Origin of the sequence: Microbulbifer magnicolonia (genome assembly GCF_035117725.1) — a bacterium.
GTDB lineage: Bacteria > Pseudomonadota > Gammaproteobacteria > Pseudomonadales > Cellvibrionaceae > Microbulbifer > Microbulbifer magnicolonia.
The window spans coordinates 163,403-182,864 of record NZ_JAYEFD010000001.1 but is presented as its reverse complement, the minus strand read 5'-3'; the positions used below and the strand labels follow the sequence as shown (position 1 = coordinate 182,864).

General features: G+C 59.8%; 17 protein-coding genes and 1 tRNA gene. 4 read left to right on the top strand and 14 right to left on the bottom strand.

Annotation, left to right across the window (positions count from 1 at the left end; translation table 11 throughout):
* Positions 1-63 precede the first annotated feature (63 nt).
* The 7 genes from clpP to RRF64_RS00815 all read right to left on the bottom strand — a co-directional run bounded on the left by clpP (position 64) and on the right by RRF64_RS00815 (position 9,027).
* Positions 64-705, bottom strand: a complete 642-nt coding sequence (gene clpP / locus RRF64_RS00845; RefSeq protein ID WP_323843936.1) for an ATP-dependent Clp endopeptidase proteolytic subunit ClpP — start codon at positions 703-705, stop codon at positions 64-66.
* 189 nt (positions 706-894) lie between these two features.
* A complete protein-coding gene (tig, locus tag RRF64_RS00840) occupies positions 895-2,208 on the bottom strand; it encodes a trigger factor (protein ID WP_323843935.1) in 1,314 nt (437 codons plus the stop codon).
* Between the two features lie 195 nt (positions 2,209-2,403).
* Positions 2,404-2,488, bottom strand: a tRNA-Leu gene (locus tag RRF64_RS00835).
* Between the two features lie 189 nt (positions 2,489-2,677).
* Positions 2,678-3,853: an acetyl-CoA C-acyltransferase FadA gene (fadA, locus tag RRF64_RS00830; protein ID WP_323843934.1), complete on the bottom strand. Its 1,176-nt coding sequence runs from the start codon at positions 3,851-3,853 to the stop codon at positions 2,678-2,680.
* An 11-nt stretch (positions 3,854-3,864) separates the two neighbouring features.
* Positions 3,865-6,021: a fatty acid oxidation complex subunit alpha FadB gene (gene fadB, locus RRF64_RS00825; RefSeq protein ID WP_323843933.1), complete on the bottom strand. Its 2,157-nt coding sequence runs from the start codon at positions 6,019-6,021 to the stop codon at positions 3,865-3,867.
* Positions 6,022-6,312: 291 nt separating this feature from the next.
* Positions 6,313-6,918: a cupin domain-containing protein gene (locus RRF64_RS00820; protein WP_323843932.1), complete on the bottom strand. Its 606-nt coding sequence runs from the start codon at positions 6,916-6,918 to the stop codon at positions 6,313-6,315.
* Positions 6,919-7,170: 252 nt separating this feature from the next.
* Positions 7,171-9,027, bottom strand: a complete 1,857-nt coding sequence (locus RRF64_RS00815; protein WP_323843931.1) for a beta-ketoacyl synthase — start codon at positions 9,025-9,027, stop codon at positions 7,171-7,173.
* Positions 9,028-9,168: 141 nt separating this feature from the next.
* On the opposite strand from RRF64_RS00815, the gene RRF64_RS00810 reads away from it, so the two are divergent.
* Positions 9,169-10,155 (top strand): GlxA family transcriptional regulator, encoded by a 987-nt coding sequence (locus tag RRF64_RS00810; RefSeq protein WP_323843930.1) that lies wholly within the window; start codon positions 9,169-9,171, stop codon positions 10,153-10,155.
* On the opposite strand, the gene RRF64_RS00805 is transcribed toward RRF64_RS00810, so the two are convergent.
* Positions 10,135-10,686 (bottom strand): class I SAM-dependent methyltransferase, encoded by a 552-nt coding sequence (locus RRF64_RS00805; protein WP_323843929.1) that lies wholly within the window; start codon positions 10,684-10,686, stop codon positions 10,135-10,137. The genes RRF64_RS00810 and RRF64_RS00805 overlap by 21 nt on opposite strands.
* A 103-nt stretch (positions 10,687-10,789) precedes the next feature.
* Positions 10,790-11,266, bottom strand: a complete 477-nt coding sequence (locus RRF64_RS00800) for an Hsp20 family protein (protein ID WP_323843928.1) — start codon at positions 11,264-11,266, stop codon at positions 10,790-10,792.
* Positions 11,267-11,429: 163 nt separating this feature from the next.
* Here RRF64_RS00800 and thpR point away from each other — a divergent pair, with 163 nt between their 5' ends.
* Positions 11,430-12,017: an RNA 2',3'-cyclic phosphodiesterase gene (thpR, locus tag RRF64_RS00795; protein WP_323843927.1), complete on the top strand. Its 588-nt coding sequence runs from the start codon at positions 11,430-11,432 to the stop codon at positions 12,015-12,017.
* A 44-nt stretch (positions 12,018-12,061) separates the two neighbouring features.
* Here the strand turns inward: thpR and RRF64_RS00790 are convergent, their stop codons facing one another.
* Positions 12,062-12,919: a hypothetical protein gene (locus RRF64_RS00790; protein ID WP_323843926.1), complete on the bottom strand. Its 858-nt coding sequence runs from the start codon at positions 12,917-12,919 to the stop codon at positions 12,062-12,064.
* A 619-nt stretch (positions 12,920-13,538) separates the two neighbouring features.
* On the opposite strand from RRF64_RS00790, the gene RRF64_RS00785 reads away from it, so the two are divergent.
* The gene (locus RRF64_RS00785; protein ID WP_323843925.1) at positions 13,539-13,883 is read left to right on the top strand and encodes an HPF/RaiA family ribosome-associated protein; all 345 of its coding nucleotides are present in this window, start codon (positions 13,539-13,541) and stop codon (positions 13,881-13,883) included.
* A 57-nt stretch (positions 13,884-13,940) separates the two neighbouring features.
* Here RRF64_RS00785 and gorA read toward each other — a convergent pair whose 3' ends face one another.
* The gene (gene gorA, locus RRF64_RS00780) at positions 13,941-15,296 is read right to left on the bottom strand and encodes a glutathione-disulfide reductase (protein ID WP_323843924.1); all 1,356 of its coding nucleotides are present in this window, start codon (positions 15,294-15,296) and stop codon (positions 13,941-13,943) included.
* A 359-nt stretch (positions 15,297-15,655) separates the two neighbouring features.
* Between gorA and RRF64_RS00775 the strand changes: the two genes are divergently transcribed.
* Complete coding sequence (locus RRF64_RS00775; protein WP_323843923.1) at positions 15,656-16,090, top strand: hypothetical protein; 435 nt, start codon at positions 15,656-15,658, stop codon at positions 16,088-16,090.
* A 96-nt stretch (positions 16,091-16,186) separates the two neighbouring features.
* On the opposite strand, the gene RRF64_RS00770 is transcribed toward RRF64_RS00775, so the two are convergent.
* The 3 genes from RRF64_RS00770 to RRF64_RS00760 form a co-directional block, all read right to left on the bottom strand.
* Positions 16,187-16,636, bottom strand: a complete 450-nt coding sequence (locus tag RRF64_RS00770; protein WP_323843922.1) for a hypothetical protein — start codon at positions 16,634-16,636, stop codon at positions 16,187-16,189.
* A 97-nt stretch (positions 16,637-16,733) separates the two neighbouring features.
* Complete coding sequence (locus RRF64_RS00765) at positions 16,734-17,870, bottom strand: TIGR01620 family protein (RefSeq protein WP_323845571.1); 1,137 nt, start codon at positions 17,868-17,870, stop codon at positions 16,734-16,736.
* A complete protein-coding gene (locus RRF64_RS00760) occupies positions 17,870-19,309 on the bottom strand; it encodes a YcjX family protein (RefSeq protein ID WP_323843921.1) in 1,440 nt (479 codons plus the stop codon). The genes RRF64_RS00765 and RRF64_RS00760 overlap by 1 nt, the downstream gene beginning before the upstream one ends.
* Positions 19,310-19,462 lie beyond the last annotated feature (153 nt).

Here is a 19,462-nt window from a genome sequence, read left to right as displayed (position 1 = left end):
CCCCCAGCGCATCTAGAGCGGCCTGAAGCGCCACCGAAGGCTCAAAATGCACGCCAAACAGCACTATTTTTCCATTGCCTGGCGACGCGAGAGCACGTCGTCCACAAGACCGTATTCCCTGGCCTCGTCGGCGCTCAGGAAATGATCACGCTCAGTATCCCGCTCGATGTCGCTGACGGGACGCCCCGAGTGGTGGGCCATCAGCTCGTTCAGGCGCTGGCGGATCTTCAGGATTTCCTGCGCGTGGATATGGATATCACTCGCCTGCCCCTGGGCACCACCGCTCGGCTGGTGGATCATGACGCGGGAATTCGGGGTCGCGTAGCGCTTGCCGGTCGCCCCGGCGGTCAGCAGGAAGGCCCCCATGCTGCACGCCTGACCGATGCACATGGTGCTGACATCCGGCTTGATGAACTGCATGGTGTCGTAGATCGACATGCCCGCGGTCACCGAGCCTCCGGGCGAATTGATATACAGGTGAATATCCTTGTCCGGATTTTCCGCCTCAAGGAAAAGCAGCTGCGCTACGACCAGGTTAGCCATATGGTCTTCGACTGGTCCGACAAGGAAGATCACCCGCTCCTTCAAGAGTCGGGAATAGATGTCAAAAGAACGCTCTCCCCTGGCAGTCTGCTCCACCACCATAGGTATAAGACCAGTTGCTGAGGGGGCGATCGAAGAGTATGGATAATCAAAACGTGCCATAGCTACCGTTGCTTCCTTTTGTGGCGTATTAGGCGGGACAGCCGCAGAACGCGAAGCGCTCAGGCTGAAAAATTCGGTCTTTCAGAGCTTAACCGGTCAGGCGGGAGAAAGCCAGCCGGCAAAAAGGGAGGAAAGGGAACGGCGGCCGCTCGATTGCAGCCGCCTTTCGACAAAGACGATCAGCCGTTATCAGCCCTGCTTCTGCGGCTTGATGACGTCATCGTAATTGCTCTCGACTTCTTCCACCTTGGCAGCTTCGAGAACGAAATCGACAACCTGATCTTCCAGCACTACAGACTCGACGCCGGACAGCAGCTCGCGGTTGCTGAAATAGTACTCAACCACTTCTTCGGGCTGTTGATAGGTAGACGCCAGCTCTTCCACCTTGGCCTTGACGCGATCGCCATCCACGGAGATCTTGTTCTGCTTCACGATCTCACCGACCACCAAGCCCAGCACGACACGGCGCTTGGCCTGATCTTCGAACATGGCGTCCGGCAGCATGCGCTCGGCATCTTCCATTTTGATCTGACCGCCGAACTGCTGCACCATTTGGCCGCGCAGAGCGCGAACCTCGCCAGCCACCAGGGCCGACGGCAGCTCCACCTGGTGCTTCTCGAACAGCTGATCCATGACCTGGGTCTTGACCTTATTCAGCGCCGCGTTTTTAAGCTCGCGCTGCATATTGCTGCGCACTTCCTCGCGGAACTTCTCTTCACCGCCCTCGTCAACGCCGTAGGTCTGGAAGAATTCCTCATTCAGCTCCGGCAGCTCCGGCTTCTCGGAAGCGGTAACCTTGATACTGAAAGTCACTGCGGCACCGCGCAGTTCTTCCGCCTGGTAGTCTTCCGGGAAGGTGACGTCGACGTCTTTCTCTTCGCCCGGCTTCATGCCCAGAATGCCGTCCTCGAAACCCGGGATCATCTGGCCGGAACCGAGCACCAGCTTGTGGCCCTCAGCCTTGCCACCTTCGAACTCCTCACCGTCCTTGCGGCCGACGAAGTCGATGGTTACGCGGTCACCCTTCTGCGCCTTGCGCTTGGTTTCCTTCCAGTCGGACTGCTGCTTGCGCAGCACGTCGATCATATTGTCGACGTCCGCATCGGTGACGTCGGCTACCGGGCGCTCAACCTTGATTTCCGCCAGGTCTGTCAGTTCAACTTCAGGGTATACCTCGAAAGTGGCAACGTACTCCAGATTCTCACCAGGCGCGGTCTGCTTGGCCTCGATGCTGGGCTGACCGGCAGGCTTCACCTGCTCCTTTTGCACCGCCTCGTAGAAAGAGCGGCTCATCACCTCGCCCAGCACTTCCTGACGCACACCGGCGCCGTAACGCTGGCGCACAACCTTCAGCGGCACTTTACCCTTGCGGAAGCCGTTTACACGTACGTTTTTGGCGGCCTGCTGGAGGCGCTTGTCAACTTCCTTATCGACGATTTCCGCCGGCAAATTAACCGTTAAACGACGCTCCAGGCCGGAAGTTGTTTCGATGGAAACCTGCATGTTAATCCTCGTGAGACTATCTCTTTATATCGCGCCGCAGCGCCAACTTGTTCCGGGGCGCCGGGGCTCTGCCGGCCGACCGCCTCCCATGGCATGCGCGTCGGAATTGCCGGGCAATTTCCGACCGACGCCAAACACAAACAGCCCGCACCTGCCACGCCCGGGCAAGCAATGCGGACTGCACGATTCCTTAATTGGTGGGGACGGGGAGACTTGAACTCCCACACCTTGCGGCACCAGAACCTAAATCTGGCGTGTCTACCAATTCCACCACGTCCCCGAAAATCGACCTCGGCGCTAACTCATTGATATTTCTGCAATTTAGCGCACAAACATCGGGTCCCGGCGACGAGGGGAGCAGATTGTGCCACAGCCGCCAGAGGGCTTCAACAAAATGCCGACCGCGGCGCACCGCGCCTACAGGAAGGGCGCCAACAGGCGCCCTTCCTGGTCACTGGCTGGAGGGACACTACACGCGTTCGACGATGGTGGTAATACCCTGCCCCAGGCCGATACACATGGTCGAGACGCCCAGGTCGCCGCCCTCGTTCTGCATCACCGACAGCAGGGTGCCGGTGATGCGAACGCCGGAGCAACCGAAGGGGTGACCCAGCGCTATGGCGCCACCATAGAGGTTCACTTTCTCGTCCATCTTGTCCAGCAGACTCAGGTCCTTCAGCACCGGCAGGGCCTGGGCAGCGAAGGCCTCGTTCAGCTCCACCTTGTCGATGTCATCGATGGTGAGACCGGCATTTTTCAGTGCCTTCTGGGTCGAGGGTACCGGGCCATAGCCCATGATGGACGGGTCGACGCCGGCCAGCGCCATCTCGCGCACTTTGGCGATCGGCGTCATGCCCAGGGCCTTGGCTCGCTCGGCGGACATGACCAGCATCACGGACGCGCCGTCGGTAATCTGGGATGAAGTACCGGCGGTCACCTGGCCGTGCTTGGGATCGAAAGCCGGTTTCAGCTGCGCCAGCCCCTCGACGGTGGTGTCGGGGCGGATGGTCTGGTCAGTTTCCACCAGGAACGGCACACCGTCGTCATCGTGACCCTCGATGGCGATGATCTCCCTGTTGAACTTGCCCTCCTTGGTGGCCGCTGCCGCGCGCTGATGCGAGCGCGCTCCAAACTCGTCCATCTGCTGGCGCTGGATGCCGTGCATCATGGCCAGATATTCCGCGGTCATTCCCATGGAACCCGCGGCCTTGGCCATGTAACGGCCCAGCATCGGGTTGGGGCTGACATGCTCCATCATGTTCAGGTGGCCCATATGCTCCACACCGCCAACGACATAGACATCGCCGACGCCCGCGCGGATATTGGCGGCGGCGGTGTGCAGCGAGGACATGGAAGAGCCGCACAGGCGGTTCACGGTCTGCGCCGGAATGGTATGCGGCAGCCCGGCGCGCAGGAGGATAAAGCGAGCCACGTTAAAGCCCTGCTCGTCGCGCTGCATCACGCAGCCCCAGATGAGGTCGTCGATCTCAGCCGGATCCAGCTTGTCGTTGCGCTGCAGGAATCTTTTCAGCAGCTCCGCCGACATATCGTCGGCGCGCACATTGCGGTAAACACCGTTCTTGGAGCGGCCCATGGCCGTGCGCGCGTAGTCGACGATTACGGCATCTCTAGGATTTAAACTCATCACCATTCTCCTCACTTATCGCCGTAGTAGGTTTCGCCATTGGCGGCCATTTCACGCATGCGCTCGGTGGGCTTGTACAGTTCACCCAGGTCGGCGTACTTATCGGCAATTTCCACAAAGGTCTTCATGCCCATATTGTCCAGCCAGGCGAAAATACCGCCGCGGAAGGGCGGGAAGCCGATGCCGTAGATCAGCGCCATATCGGCCTCGGCCGGCGAGTCGACAATGCCCTCTTCCAGGCAGCGCGCCAGCTCGGTGGCCATGGGCACCATCATGCGCTCGATGATTTCGTCCTTGTCGAACTCGCGGCGCTCCGCCACATGCGGCTTGAGCAGTTCGTAGGACTCCTCGGTAGCCACTTTCTTCGGCTTGCCCTTCTTGTCCTCCTCGTAGTTGTAGAAGCCCTTGCCATTCTTCTGGCCGTAGCGCTCTGCTTCGTACATTATGTCTGACGCGGCCTTGAAGGTTTTACCCATACGGTCCGGGAAACCTTCGGCCATCACTTTCTCCGCGTGCACGCCGGTATCGATACCGACCACGTCCATCAGGTAGGCCGGGCCCATGGGCCAACCCCAGCGCTCCATGACCTTGTCAATCTCCTGGAAGTCCGCACCGTCCCGCACCAGCATGGAGAAGCCGGCGAAATACGGGAACAGCACCCGGTTTACCAGGAACCCGGGGCAATCGCGCACCACGATGGCCTTTTTACCCATCTTGTTTGCGTAGGCAACGACACGGGCTATGGCGTTTTCAGAAGTCTTCTCTCCGCGGATCACTTCAACCAACGGCATCTTGTGTACCGGATTGAAAAAGTGCATGCCGAGGAAGTTTTCCGGGCGCGCCAGCGGTTCTGCCAGGTGGTCGATGGAAATGGTGGAAGTGTTGGAAGCGATAACGGTGTCTTCGCTGACTTTCGACTCCACCTCTTTCAGCACAGCGTGCTTCACCTTCGGGTTTTCAACCACGGCTTCAACGACCACATCGACATTGTCGAAGCCGTCATAGCTCAGGGTGGGCTCGATGCGGATCAGGGTTTCACCCATCTTCTCCACGGTCATGCGACCGCGCTCGACCAGCCTGGACAGCAATTTGCTCGCTTCTTTGAGGCCCAGATCGATGCCCTTCTGATCGATATCCTTCATCTTGATCGGCGTGCCCTTATAGGCGGACTGGTAGGCGATACCGCCGCCCATAATGCCTGCACCCAGTACCGCGGCGCGCTCGATTTTCTTGTCGGCCTTCTTTTCCCAGCCCTTGGCGACTTTGCCGATCGCCTGGTCATTCAGGAACAGCCCCACCAGGGATTTGGCGGTGTCGGTCTGCGCACAGAAAATAAACTGCTGCTGCTCGATCTTCAGTGCTTCATCGCGGCCCAGTTTGTAGCCCTGCTCGATGGAAGTCACTGCCGCAACCGGGGATGGGTAGTTCTTACCGGCCTGGGCACCGACAAACGCCTTGGTGGTAAAGAAGGCCATCAGGGCTTCGGTGTCGTTCAGCGGAATCGGCGACTTTTTGATTTCGCGGCGCGACTTGTAATCCAGCTCGCCGTCAATAGCGCGGCCGAGCAATTTCAATGCAGCTTCTTTCAGCTTATCGGAGGTCACCACCGCGTCGACCGCGTGCGCCATCAGCGCTGCATCCGGACGCTGCTCCTTGCCGGCGGCAATCCACTCGGCGGCCACATCCACGCCCACGACACGCGGCAGGCGCACAGTACCTCCCCACCCCGGAATCAGGCCCAGCTTCACCTCCGGCAGCCCCACCTTGGCCTGATCGCCCATTACCCGGAAGTCGCAGCCAAGGCAGACCTCGAAACCACCGCCCAGCGCATAGCCGTTGATGGCAACCACAGTCGGCACCGGCAGGTCTTCCAGGCGGTTGATGTTTTCGTTGTTCTTGTTCATCAGGTCCGCGATGCCCTCGGCACCCGCGGAGAAGGCGCCACCGAACTCGGTAATATCGGCACCGACAATAAATACACCTTTGCCGCTGGTCAGCAGCACACCTTTAACGCCGTCCGCCGCCTCGATGGCGTCCAGCGCGTGAGAAAATTCTGAAACTGTCAGGCGGTTGAACTTATTGACCGATTCGCCCTGCAGGTCGAAATTGAGCTCGGCGATGCCGTTGTCCAGCATCTGCACCGATAGCGCTTTGCCACTAAATAACATTGATTGACCTCTTTTATTCGGGGCCGGAATTCCTGGCCCGGGGTCGGGAAAATTTTGCGACCGTGAGCTCAGTGCGCCCGCAAGAAAGGGTGACACAAAGGCCCATTTCAGTCAGCCAAGCCTAGTATAGCCAGATTCAAACGATTGTTTGAATACTATTTTCTTACAAACGGAATGGCACCAAAGGTGCCAAAGCTCAGAATTTCACCAGCCGATGACTGACCGGCAGATGAGACGGGGGAATTCTATATGTAACCGGGGCGGCAGTTCAGCCGAATGGCGCCAGTTGCGTTACATCTGGGGAAATGGCGCAGGGGGTGGCGTAATGGCGCTGACCACGATGCAATCAGCGTCATCGGGATTGCGAAAACGATGCGGCCGGCGACTGCTGAAATAATATCCATCCCCAGGTCCCAGCACCGCCACTTCGGAACCTACGGTCACCTCCAGCCGCCCCGCCACGACAATGCCGCCCTCCTCGCCCACACCGCTAATAAGCTCGGGCCCGGTACCCTGGCCGGCCGGGTAAACCGTGTAGCAAAGAGCCATGTCGCGCTCGCCATTGACACCCCCCAACAGCCGAACCTCAATCGCTCCAGCGCCGACGTTGGGCATCTCACCCGCGCGAAAGAATATCTGCGAATCACCGGCAAACTGCAGGGAGAAAAACTCGGCCAGCGGCATCGGAATCCCGCCCAGCACCTTTTGCAGGGACCCGATTGACGGGCTTACACGCCCCTGTTCGATCAGGGATATGGTGGCGTTGGTGACCCCGGCACGCTTGGCGAGCTGGCGCTGGGACAGGCCGTACATCTTGCGCAGCGCCTTCAGCCGCGCGCCGACATCGTCACTGCTCGTGCCATCCTGTGGCGAATCAACCGATTCCGTGTTTGTCATAGTGCCGCCTGTTGTTTGCGGGGCTTCAGTTTAGCGCCAACAGGGACAGCGAAAAAAGTGCCGCGCGGGCCGGTGGGGCGTCGGAAGCCCGGGCCAATGGCAAAAGCAGGGAGACAGGCGGCCATTTGCGATATGGCGACTGTCCTTGTTGCTGCATTTCTGCCGCTTGCCCGGAAAAGAAGTCGAAGGCGTCGTCGGCGCCTGCCGGGCCATGTGACCGGCAGGCTGACATTGAGCCCAAGAGGGCTGGTTTCACACCATATCTTCGAACGGGTTGCTGGCGGGCAATTCGACAGATGGCAGACCCGGCAAGGTCACTCGCTCCATGGACATCTCGATCTCGTTCTCCTCCACCAGGCCCTCGCCGAAGCGGTAGATCGCATTCAGATCGCCGCGGCTGGCGCGGGCATCGTAAGCCAGGGCCTGCTCGCTGACCGGCTCATTGCGCTTGCGATAGTTCGCCACAACCTTCTCGCCGTGACGCTTCGCCAGCATGCGCTGCACCAGGTGTGGCGCCAGAACGGTGGCAGTGGCATTGTTGCCGCCAAAACCCTTGGAGTTCAGGAAGGCCACATCGAGAGATTTCGCATCCCGCTCGGTGTGCTGCAGCGAGATGTCCAGGTTCTGGTGGTGGACGTCTTCGGCCACCCGATCGATGGTGGTGATACCCGGCAGGATACCCCGCTCAAATATACCCAGGCTGGTGATCAGCTGATCGCCACTGGCTGCCGCCACTGTGTGGCCGAGATATGCCTTCACCGCGCACACCGGCCACTTCTCGATACCGAAAGCTCCGGCGAGGCGGTCGAAAATCGCCGACTCGGTCACGCGATTCTGCGGCGTACTGGATCCGTGCGCCTGCACGAAGCTGCGCTGTCGCAGACTCTCGTCACCAACGATGGCGCGCGCCTCTGCCATGGCGCGGGCCACAGTCAGATAGTTGCCCGGCCCCGGCGCCGAGATGGACTTCTTGGTGCCATCTGCGTTGACGAACACATTGGCCACCGCACCGTGGATTGTCGCCCCCAACTCCAGCGCCAGGGCGTCGTCCATCAGGACCGCCCACTGGCTGCCCTCTCCGAGGGTAAATCCGCAGTTTTCACCGAATGGCCGGCTGGCCCGGCGGTAGTCGATCTCGCCGGGGAAGATTTTGCGCAGACCGTCGACGTTCGCCAGGGCCCCCATGGTCGTATAACCGTCAACCACCTCGGGCACCAGCGGCGCCTCAGCGGCGCCAACCACCGCGACGCGGGCGCGGCCGGAACGGATATCCTCGACCGCCGCGCGCAGGTTGTACAGGTAAGTGGCGCAGGCCCCGGCCACAGCGCCGGTGGTGCCGACGCTGCCGAGTACATAGGCGTTGACGAAGTCCGCCGGCATGCTGGTCAGACCCAGCGCCAGCTGCTTGGAACTGACCCGGTTGCCGCGCAGGCGCGACTGCAGCAGACCGCCGTTGCCGTAGGGGTCCAGCTGGCTCATCGCCGAGCTGGCGTACACCGAGATGTTGTCCGGACCTGCAGCGGCGACGATCGCGCCCCAGTCGATGCCCAGGGACTGCACTGCGTCGGACGCGCCCAGAATCGCCAGCTGCAGGCCGCGCGGATGAAAGCGCGAATTGTACAGCTCGCCCGGTTCAAATCCCGTCGGCAGCTGGCCGGCGGAGGCGACCGGGATCTCGCGGTAACTGTCCAGCATCACCGACAAGCCGCTGGCGCGCACACGCACACGACCGTCACCCAGTGACTCGACCTGCCAGTCCGCCGGCAGCGGTTCCGGCAGCTGCCGCACGGACATCTCGAAGGTCAAACCATCGGGGCTGCTTAATTCAGCCGGCTGGTGGAAATGGCATTTGCGGTAATCGTAGAAGCGCTGCTCCAACTCCCGCACCAGAGTCCCGTTAAGCACCTGCTGCTCCAGCGCCGCATCCAGGACTCCCGCCGCGTCCGCACCGGTGCGCAACCCCATCAGCGCCGCGAGGTCAGAGAGTGTATCGGTGCGCTCGGCCCGGCTGAGATTGTCCAATACCAGACGGCGGTAGCCGCGGTGAAAGGAACTGCGGCCGGCGGGATTGAAGCCGCCGAATGCGGTGATTACGGGAAGGCGCTGCATCCTGACCTCCAGCAAAACGCTGAGAAATTGCTAAATCCAAGTTACGGTCAGTGTAGGGGGTGGCGATTCGGCCGGGTTATGGGCATACTGGCCAGCAAAATTGAGTTTTTGGCCAAAGGCGCCAGTGCGCACTGAAATCTAATGCGAACAGTCACCTTCTTATTGATAGACCAGATGCTGGCGACCGGTACCGTGCTGCCGCTCGAAATGCTGCGCGGCGCCGAAAGCCGCGCCCGTGTCGAGGGCGACGCCTCGCCCCTGCGCCTGATCACCGCCAGCCTGGACGGACGCGCCGTCAGCACCCGCTCCGGCTTTTCGTTTACGCCCGATGTGGCGCTGGCGGACGCGCCGGATAGCGATCTCATTTACATTCCGGCACTTTGGCGCAATCCGCGACCGGCGCTCAAGCGCAGCGGCCAGTTACTGCAATGGCTGCGCCGACAGGCCGAGGCGGGCGCAGCCATCAGTGCAGTAGGCACCGGAGTCTGCTTTCTCGCCGAGGCCGGGCTGCTGGACGGCAAGCCCGCCACCACCCACTGGCACTACTTCGAGCGATTTGCGACCGACTATCCGGCCGTCAAGCTCAAGCGCCAGTATTTTATTACCCAGGCCGACAAGTTGTTTTGTGCCGCCAGCGTCAATGCGCTGGCGGACGTCACGGTTTATCTGATCCGCCAGCTGTACGGCCCCGCCGTGGCCAGTCATGTGGAGCGCAACTTCTCCCACGAAATACGGCGGCCATTTGAGGAAATTGCCTACTCGGAGGGCGCGGTGCACCTGCATCCGGACGAAGAGATAGTCCAGGCGCAAACCTGGCTGAAGGAGCACTGCAGCGAGGAGGTTCGCTTGAGCGACGTGGCCAGCCTCTTCGACATGAGTGTTCGCTCCTTTAACCGCCGCTTCAAACTCGCCACCGGTCAGACACCACTGCAATATTTACAGAATGTGCGTGTGGATATGGCCCGCGAACTGCTGCAGTCGAGCAATCTTTCCGTCAATGAAATTGCAGAGAAAGTCGGCTACCAGGACATGGGCCATTTTACTGCTCTGTTTAAGAAATTCCTGTCGACGACGCCGAGTGAGTACCGCACCACGGTGCGGGCAAAGCTATTCCGCGTGAACACCTGATTTGCGCAGGAATATCACGTCGCTCTCGGCAAACTGCAGCTCGGCGTGCAGATGGTCGGCCAGCCAGCGGAAAGTCTGCACACTGAAAAAACAGATGTGGGTGGGATCTCGAATATAGTGCCAGTTCGCGAAGCGCTCCCGAGAAATGACCGGCTTGGTCATCAACGCCAGTAGTCCACCCGGGCGCAGCCGCTGCCACAGGCGCGTCAGTTCATCGCCGGGAGCGGATAGATGCTCGATCACTTCGGTAGCCACGACAAAATCGTAGTCCCGCTTCATGGCACCCTTATTGGGCACATAGTAACTGTCGTACAGCTCCACCCGGTGTCCGCCTTCGGCCAGCATCTGGGCCAGCAGCGGCGCCGGACCACAGCCGAAGTCCAGCCCCTCACTGGCCGGCGGCAATTCAGCCAGCAACGGTATCGCGCAGCGGCTCAGGAAACGGCGATAACCCAAATCCTGCAGCGAGTTTTCGTGCAGATCGTAATAGGCGCGCTCCTCGGCTTGCGTCAGGTGAAATTCAGACGGCACGAATACCAGTGCACATTCTCCACACCGGTAATATTGGCGAGATTTATCGCGGTGATATGGCTGTGCCGCCGGCTGGCGGCACAGTGGGCAGTGGCTGGACAAATCAGGCGGCTACGAAATCAGATTTTTTGTCTTCATCCGCATGTTGCAACAGATTGCCCTGGGAAATTTCTATTTTGCGCGGTTTCATCGCCTCTGGAATTTCGCGCACCAACTCGATGTGCAGCAGCCCATTGACGAGTTTCGCATCGGTCACCTTCACATGGTCGGCCAGCTGGAAGCGCCGTTCGAAATTGCGCGCGGCAATACCGCGGTGCAGGAAATTGCGCTGCCCTTGCTCTTCCGGCTTGGTACCGCTCACCGTCAGGCGATTTTGCTCTACCTGAATATCCAGTTCTGACTGTTCAAATCCGGCCACGGCCATGGTGATGCGATAACTGTCCTCACCGGTCAGTTCGATATCGTAGGGCGGATAGGCGGGCTGCTTCTGCTCGCTGGTGGTCATGGCGTCCAAAAGGCTGGCCATGCGATCGAAGCCGATGGCAGAGCGATACAGGGGGGTAAAGTCTAGATTGCGCATTGTCATATCCTCAATTCAGAGCAATATTTAACTGTTTAGATTTCCAAAGGGCTCGTCCGTAGACCGAGCTCTTGCGCGGGGGCACCTCCTTCAGGAACCTGCCGCCCGCAAAGTAGAAATAGGGGCCGACGAGGGGAAATCAAGGGGGCGAGTAAAAATCTTTATGCAGACTAGAAAGCAGGAAATTCAGCAAGATGTGTCACGACTGTTTATCGGTATCCGCCCCGATACGCGCACCCAGCAGTTCCTCGACGGACTGGTTAGTCACTGCAAGAGGCAGCTGGGAGCGGATAAGCGCGACCGGACGCGCTGGACCAGCCACGCAAACCGGCACCTGACCCTCGCCTTCCTCGGTGAAACGGCCGACAAACTAATTCCAGTCATCGAGGAAAGACTGGCGCAGGTTGCAGGCGCAGTGCCTCCCTGTAGCGGGCGCATAGTCTCGTTGAATCCGTTTCCCCAGCGGCGCTCGTCGCTCCTTGCCGCGGAACTATTGACCAATCCGGTGCTGGACAAGCTGCACCAGCAGTGCCGGCAATTGATGATGGATCTGGGAATGAAGCCGGAGCGGGCGAATTATCGCCCCCACATCACACTGGCCCGCAACCGGCGCGGTTTCGCGCGCCTCGAGCCGCTGATGCTGGACCACACCCTGCTGCTGGACAACATCATCCTGTATCAGAGCCATGTGGCCCCCGGTGGCAGCCAGTATCTGCCCCTGTTCGAAGCCCAGATGGAGGCTGAGCACTAATGAAAAGGCCCGCTGTAAGCGGGCCTTCGTTCGGGTTGTTAATCTCAGTCGAGCTGTGACAGTACATATTCCGGGTACATCACCAGGCGGGGTCGAGACAGCCGTCGCGCATCGAAGATAAACACATAGCGCACGCCGTCGTCATCGGCCGGGATGGTGCGGCGAAACTTCCAGGTGTTGATCTTGTAGGTCTGGCGGCCCGCCTCAACCGGCGCCACCAGGCGGTACTGGTTGTGGCCCAAAAACTCGAACGACAGCGGCTCACCACCAGATGCCCTCATTTCCAGGTTGCGGAAGGTGTGCTTGCCCTCGTCATTCTTATCCGCCAACAGCTTGTCCATACGAGCGCGCTCACGCCGCACATAGTCGAGCAGTTCCGGATCCACCTCCTGGGTGACTTCCGCCGCAACCTCAGGGGCAGGCACTTCAGGCACTACCGCTACAGCGGCAACCGTCGGCGCCTGCAGTTGCGGCTTGCTGGCCGGGGCGGCGTTCTTTTCGACGGCTGCAGAGCGCTGTGCGGCCTCCGCCTTGGCCAGCATGGCACTGACCATCTGCTCTACCTTCCCCTGCTGAGCGGAGATACGCCCCTTGGTCTGCGCGACCGCTTTTTGCTCAGTTTCGAGCTGTGTTTTCAGCTCATCGTAATTGGTCTGGATGAACTCAACCCGACGATTGCGGCTATCGACGCCACGCTCGGCCATGGCGAAGCCGTGCTTCGCTTTGTTGAGCTGGCGCTCGGTATCCGAGCCCCCATTCAGCTGGTGGTCGCGCTCCGCCTGCTGCAGCTCGCGCCGGCTCTCTTCATAGTGCATGCGCGCCTTGTCGAGGGACTCCTTCGCACGCTCAAGCTTGTACTCGTAGGATACCAGTTCGTTCTCGATATCCTCGACCTCTACCATTCTGTTCTCGAGGGACTGCTCCATTCGAGCCAGTCGGTTTTTCTCCGCGGTCAGAGACGCCTGCGTCTGCGCCTTAGCCCCTGCCCCCCCCAAAACTACCAGGCCCGCCATCAAGAGCGAGCAGTACCGCGCTACCGCCATAGTAAAGAACCCATTTCTCGGTTTTTTGACATCCATAGAAAAATCGCGCAAAAGGTCGTTTTTTAAACAGCCCCTTGGGAAACCACCGCGCGAAACGACAATTCTACGCACCCCCCCGCCGTCGGGCAATGTTCCCGCAAAAGGCGTCCGTTCACAGTCGGCAACCAGTCACAAATCGTTCGCCTGATTTCACCCCTATAAAGTGTCGCTAATTTTTTGTGACATTTTTACCTTCACAGCGCTTGATTTTTTTTGGCGCGCAAGCATTATGGGTAGTAGGGAGAAGATCGCTGGACTCAGCGGAAATCCGACCCGGACGTAAAACACCTTTAGCTGTTCAATCAGCAAACATTAGTTGCGTTCCCGGCGCTCAGATTGCCCACTTGCAGCCACGATACTCCCCCTAGGGCGCCCTACCTTCTTTCAGCAAACCGCAAACGCGGCCTGCATGGTTTCTTTTAACCGGAGGTATGTGCCCATGAAATCTGCGCCTAACGATAACATCGTGTTCCGCGATATCGATAAATCAGCCGCCCTGGCTACCACGGTATCGAAGAAGTTACATAAACTGGAACGTTATTGTGGCGACATCATACGAAGTCGCGTCGTCCTCGAAGCACCCCATCAGCACAAATCCAAAGGCAAACAATTCAAAGCTTCTGTGGAACTCGCGATCAGCGGTAATCCCGTGACCATCAGTAGTGAAAATGAATCGATTCATCGAGCAGTCAGCGATGCCTTCGCGTCCGCCGAACGCTGCCTCAAAGAGCGCGGCGAACGCCGTAAGGCGCGCCGCCACCAGGCAGTCTGCATGGAAGAATAAGCGGAAATAACCGGATAAGGCGGTGCAGGCGCACCGCCTTTTTTATAGGCGCGGAACTCAGGCGACCGGTGTGCGCATCGTCACAAACTCCTCGGCCGCAGTCGGATGAATGCCGATAGTCTGGTCAAAGGTCTTCTTGGTAGCGCCAGCCTTCAGTGCCACTGCCATCCCCTGAATGATCTCACCCGCATCAGCCCCCACCATATGCACACCAACTACCTTGTCGTTGCGGGAATCCACGACCAGCTTCATCAGCGTGCGCTCGTCGCGGCCGCTGACTGTGTGCCGCATCGGGCGAAATTCCGACTTATAGATCACCACCGGAATGCCGGAGTCCCGCGCCTCCTCTTCTGACAGGCCGACAGTGCCGATATTCGGCTGGCAGAAAACCGCAGTGGGAATATTGTTGTAGTCGATCTCGGTCAGCTGGCCGGTTTGCAGGTGTTTTACCAGGGCCATGGCTTCCGCCAGCGCCACCGGTGTCAATTGGGGCTCGCCGGTGACATCGCCGAGCGCATAAATCGAGTGCACATTCGTACGGAAGTTGTCATCCACAGAAACCGTGCCGTCCCTGTGCAGTACTACGCCAAGTCTCTCCAGACCCAATCCCTCGATGTTGGCAACGCGCCCGGTGGCATATAACACCGTATCAACCACCAGGGTTGCACCGTCTTCCGCACGCACCAGCAGACTGCCGTCAATCTGTTTTTCTATGGCGGCAACTCGGTGATTAAAGTGCAGCTGTACACCCTTCTTGCCCATTTCATCGCGCACGAAGGTGCGAATATCCCGATCGAAGCCGCGCAGGAACAAGTCGCGCCGATAGGAAAGGTGGGTCTCGGCCCCGAGGCCGGCAAAAATTCCGGCAAACTCTACCGCAATATAGCCACCACCGACGACCAGAATCCGCCGCGGAAACTCCTCCATGGAAAACACTTCGTTCGAAGTAACAACATGTTCGCGGCCGGGAATTTCCGGCACGCGGGGCCAGCTGCCCGTCGCCACCAAAATTCGCGCAGTGCTGTATTTCTGCCCACCGATGGCTACACAGTGCGGATCTTCGACACTCGCCCGACCATCGATCACTGTGACACCGGCATTCGCCAGCAGGTTGCGATAAATACCATTCAGCCGCGCGACTTCACTGGCATTATTCTCGCGCAATGTCTGCCAGTGAAATTCCGCTCCGCGGTTTTGCCAACCGTAGGCGACAGCGTCCTCAAATGCCTCACTGTACCCGCTGGCATAGACAAACAGCTTTTTCGGTACGCAACCAACGTTGACGCAGGTACCGCCCATATATCGATCTTCCGCCACCGCCACGCGCATTCCCGCCGCCGCCGCCATGCGCGCTGCACGAACACCGCCCGAGCCGGCGCCGATAACGAACAGATCAAATTCAAATTCGGACAAAACAAACTCCTGCTGATCTCTAACCACCGCCGTCGAACTCCGACTACGGCTATCAAATTTCAATCAAATTGCCGACCTTTCGATCACCTCGAGGGGGCCGGCCATGTACAAAAATGCAATTGGTACAAAGCTGACAAATTTTACTTAATATCCGTTGACATTGACCTGCGCTTTCGATATTCATGTGATGGTTGTCACAAAAATCAGCCTGTTGTCGAAATCAACAAAACAACAAGAAGCTCCAGGCGAATAAAATAGCCTTGAGCAAAAACAACAAATTATAGGCAAGAAAAATGGACTCCCTTCCCTCTACTATTCGGCGAGCGCTATGGCTAGCTTGCCTGCTGCTTGCCAGTAGCATGAGCAATGCCAAGACCCACCCATCGTATTTGACCCAGGAATACTGCGATAGCGTGGTGGAGCAGTTTGTCGACTCAGGTATGCGCAGCCTGGGCAAATACATCAATGAGCACTTTAATCCCGAGTACAAAGGTGGCATTCGCAATACCATCAATTTTCTCGAACAGCGCTCCACCTGGCTCAACGAATGTAACGAATACCTGCTCGATACCGGGCACAGTCATATCTTCTACAGCGACAAGGATACCCGGGAAATCTTTGCGGCCATCGACGCGCTGGCCAGGGAACTGCAACACGTCCGCGAGGGTGTTGAATACCCGGATGATGCCGGCAACAACAATCCGGCTCCCTTTATCAAACGCCGCTATGAGACACTGGCGCAACTGGTAGATCAGCATCACACACGCATGCTGATGAAAAAGCAGTTTCAGTAACCCTTTTCACTAACCACTTAGTGCAGCTAGTGCAGCGGGGCCCGGCCCCGCTGCCGGCCCCGCCCTCTGACCGCCACCAGTTCGCAGCAGCTGTGCTTATTTCTCCAAATAGTCTTTCAGCGCCTTAAACTGTTCTGCAAGCACCGTGTTAACCGGTTCGGCAATCTTATCCAGATTATTCGCGCTGGAACCCCACACCCGATACTCCCACGTCAACAGTGATTTATCGCCCTGTGGCACAATTCGCCACCGCATCAGCCCGCTGACGGGCATACTCTGCAGTGGTCCGAGGCCGCCCGAGAGGCGCACTTCCCGGCCGGGTAATGCGTAGATGACTCGCAGATGCTCCACGGAAGCCTCTTTCCACTGCTCGCAGAAACAACCCCCGGCGCGCAACTCCATGGACAGATTTTCCGCCGCACCGGAATAGCTGTGCGCCGGGTTCCACCACTGGGGCAGGTCGGCGAGACCGCGGTAGATACTCGCTCCATCCCGGGCCAGCTCCTGCTCCAGCCTGATGGAGAACTCACTCGGAGACTTACTCATCACTTCTGCAGAGCCGGTGCTGGCCCAGGTGACACCAAGCATTACCGCAACTGCAGCGGTATATCTTTTGCGCATCATTTCCATCCTGCGTCGATCGCTATTCTCTGTTCTGCCGAGCCCCTGATCCCCGGCCCTGGCGGCTGGCGCTTTCCGCGCCATCGATTCTTGCACTGAGATCACCGCCCAGCATGCGCTCTTTCAGACTGACGGCGATTCGCCGCGTCAGCGCACCCAGGCGCGGGCGCCGCTTTTCCGCAAAAGGTATAGGTCTGCAGCTCTGCATCGAAGCCAGGCCGATGCGCGCCATAAACAGGCTCGCCCCCATGCCCTGCCCCAAGCGCGCGGAAAGAGTGCTGAGCATACTGTCTCCCACCAGTTCCGGCCACAATTCGCTCACTGCGTACTCGCTGGCACCGCTGTATGCGACCAGCGCCAATACCTTCTTGAACAGCCGCCAGCGCACCACCACCGATGGGCGCACACCGTAGATCTGCGCCACGTCGTCGATCATGCGCAGGGACTGGCGCAGGGCCACCAGTATGTCGATGGTGGCAAATGGGCTCACGCCAACCAAGGCGCCGGTGGTCGTGGCGTGACGAACTATGCGCCGCATCGCCTCCTGATCCAGCGCCTCGAGAAAGGAGACTTCCAGGTGTTGCAGCAGCTCGCTGCTGTCATAGTAATCCGGCGCCTCGTCGAGTACCCGGTTGAGCAGCACCCCCTGGGGTTTGCCGGCAAAGTGCTCTTGTAGTTGCCGGCGAAACGGCTGGGCTTCCTCGTGGCTGCGGCAATCGCGCAACTCTCGCGCCAGCTCCTGTGTCCTCTGCAGTTTGCGCAGCGGGCGCCCCGCGCGGAAGTACTCCCACACGGCGCTGACAATGGTGACACAAAAGGCGACGATTACGACGCCAGCGAGCGCGCCCAGGCTCCAGTGTTTGTCCGCCGCCCAGGTGTAAAGTTGTCGCAGCTCCCAGGCCACTGCTGCGCCAGCCAGCCCCAGTGCCGCCAGCAGTGCCGGCTTCCACAGTCGCAGGCGGAACAGCGGCAAGCGCAGTTCGGAGAAGGAAATCTTGTCGGGCAGCGACTCCCCTGTCGTGATTGAGCGCGGCAACTCACTGGTTTCTTCGCGCAGCGTCTCTACACGGGTGGAATCCCGGTGCGACGGCGACACCTCCGGCTCATCGAGAGGCTCGATGCGCGTCTGTCGCCGCGTTGGCTTGCTCTCGCCGTCCATCACACTTTGTCTCCCAACAACAGGTTCAGCAGCGCGTCGACGCGGATATGCGGAATGCACTGGCCGGCGGCCATACCTGCCGGGGGGCGCAGCTGGGGCGGCGCGCCGCCCGCGTAATGACGCCACCCCTCCCCCTCCCGCGGCAGCTGGGCAAAGATTTCCGCGTTTTCGAAGCCCAGATAGCGACCGTCCAGATCGTGCCCCATCAGCATGCGACGGCCGTTGCGCTGACTCTCGTTGGAGCAGCGCACCGCCGCTATGGCCTCACAGAATAATGGCAAACCCCGATGGCGCGCGCCGGCGAAGGCCTGCTGCAACTGTTGCCCGAGCAGTTGGCGCAGCGCATCGTGGTCGGCCGCGAGCACCTGGTCGACCTTGGTCGCGGCGAATAACAGGCGATCCACCCGCGGGCGCCAGAGCTTACGCAGCAATCCCGATTGGCCGTAGCGGAAAGTATCGGCGATATGCCCAAATGCCAGGCGCATATCGTCGAGGGCCTGCTCACCGGCGAACAGGGTGCCGATCATATCGACCAGCACCAGCTGCCGGTCGAGATGGCGGAAATGGCTCTCGACGAAGGGGGTCACCTGTTCGCGCACATACGCGCGGTAACGATCCGACAGGTATTGGTAATTACTGTGCTCGGGCATAGCCGCCAACTGCTCCGCGGTGTATCCGCGCAGGTCCAGCAGCGGCACCAGGCCGTAATTTACATCGTCCAGCAGCGCACGCCCCGGCTGCAGATAGCTGAGCTTGCGCCGCTCCCGGCAGTCGAGCAGAAACTGGCGGTATTCGCCCCAGAGCGCCTCCAGATGCGCCGAGTCGGCCTCAGCCTGAGGCTCCAGCGCCGCCAGTCGTGACATCAGCTGCGGCGCCAGACCGGCGCGGGCGTCGGCGCCGATAATGTGTGCCTGATGGCGGCACCAGTCGCGGTAGTCCATCTGCAATAGCGGCAAATCCATCAGCCACTCGCCGGGATAATCGCGCAGCTCCAGAACCAGCGTCTTGGTGTCGGATCCACGCAGGCGCCGGCGCCGGCGCAGATGGATATGCAGCTCCATGGCCGACACTTCCCGGGTGCTCTCGGGCCAGCGCGGCGGCTGCGCCATCAGGGCCTCGAGACAGCGGTCGTAATCGAAGGGCGGGAGTCCGGCGTCCAGCGCCGGTTTCAATTCGGCGCCCAGCAGGTCGCCGTTCAGGGCCGGCGCGAAGCCCGGCAATTGCGCCTTGTGCGGATGGCTGAGCTGGTAGATGAGGCTGGTGAGGAGCGTCGACTTGCCTGCGCCGCTGAGGCCGGTCACGCCGATGCAGACGCGGCGATCGAGCAATCGCTCGGCCGCCCAGTGAGATTTTTCCCGCGCCTCCCGGCGCCACTGGCGCAGCCTGTCGCGCACGCGCCGACTGCGCCCCGAATCGGACTTGGACTCGCTGTCACTCATTGGCAATTCCGTTTTAGCGTTGGCGTCGAGCAAGGGAACCTCTGAACAACTCCATGGCCTCTCTGCGGGACCTGAAGTGTGCAGATGTGCGCTTCAGGCCCCGTCCAGAAGGGCTTTCAGAGCGATTCGCACTCCGCGTTGCGGCTTTATGAA

Coding starts and splice junctions, on each gene's coding strand:
- clpP (WP_323843936.1), bottom strand. CDS start 705: ATGGCACGTTTTGATTATCCATACTCTTCGATCGCCCCCTCAGCAACT.
- tig (WP_323843935.1), bottom strand. CDS start 2,208: ATGCAGGTTTCCATCGAAACAACTTCCGGCCTGGAGCGTCGTTTAACG.
- fadA (WP_323843934.1), bottom strand. CDS start 3,853: ATGAGTTTAAATCCTAGAGATGCCGTAATCGTCGACTACGCGCGCACG.
- fadB (WP_323843933.1), bottom strand. CDS start 6,021: ATGTTATTTAGTGGCAAAGCGCTATCGGTGCAGATGCTGGACAACGGC.
- RRF64_RS00820 (WP_323843932.1), bottom strand. CDS start 6,918: ATGACAAACACGGAATCGGTTGATTCGCCACAGGATGGCACGAGCAGT.
- RRF64_RS00815 (WP_323843931.1), bottom strand. CDS start 9,027: ATGCAGCGCCTTCCCGTAATCACCGCATTCGGCGGCTTCAATCCCGCC.
- RRF64_RS00810 (WP_323843930.1), top strand. CDS start 9,169: ATGCGAACAGTCACCTTCTTATTGATAGACCAGATGCTGGCGACCGGT.
- RRF64_RS00800 (WP_323843928.1), bottom strand. CDS start 11,266: ATGCGCAATCTAGACTTTACCCCCCTGTATCGCTCTGCCATCGGCTTC.
- thpR (WP_323843927.1), top strand. CDS start 11,430: ATGCAGACTAGAAAGCAGGAAATTCAGCAAGATGTGTCACGACTGTTT.
- RRF64_RS00790 (WP_323843926.1), bottom strand. CDS start 12,919: ATGGTAGAGGTCGAGGATATCGAGAACGAACTGGTATCCTACGAGTAC.
- RRF64_RS00785 (WP_323843925.1), top strand. CDS start 13,539: ATGAAATCTGCGCCTAACGATAACATCGTGTTCCGCGATATCGATAAA.
- RRF64_RS00775 (WP_323843923.1), top strand. CDS start 15,656: ATGAGCAATGCCAAGACCCACCCATCGTATTTGACCCAGGAATACTGC.
- RRF64_RS00770 (WP_323843922.1), bottom strand. CDS start 16,636: ATGAGTAAGTCTCCGAGTGAGTTCTCCATCAGGCTGGAGCAGGAGCTG.
- RRF64_RS00765 (WP_323845571.1), bottom strand. CDS start 17,870: ATGGACGGCGAGAGCAAGCCAACGCGGCGACAGACGCGCATCGAGCCT.
- RRF64_RS00760 (WP_323843921.1), bottom strand. CDS start 19,309: ATGAGTGACAGCGAGTCCAAGTCCGATTCGGGGCGCAGTCGGCGCGTG.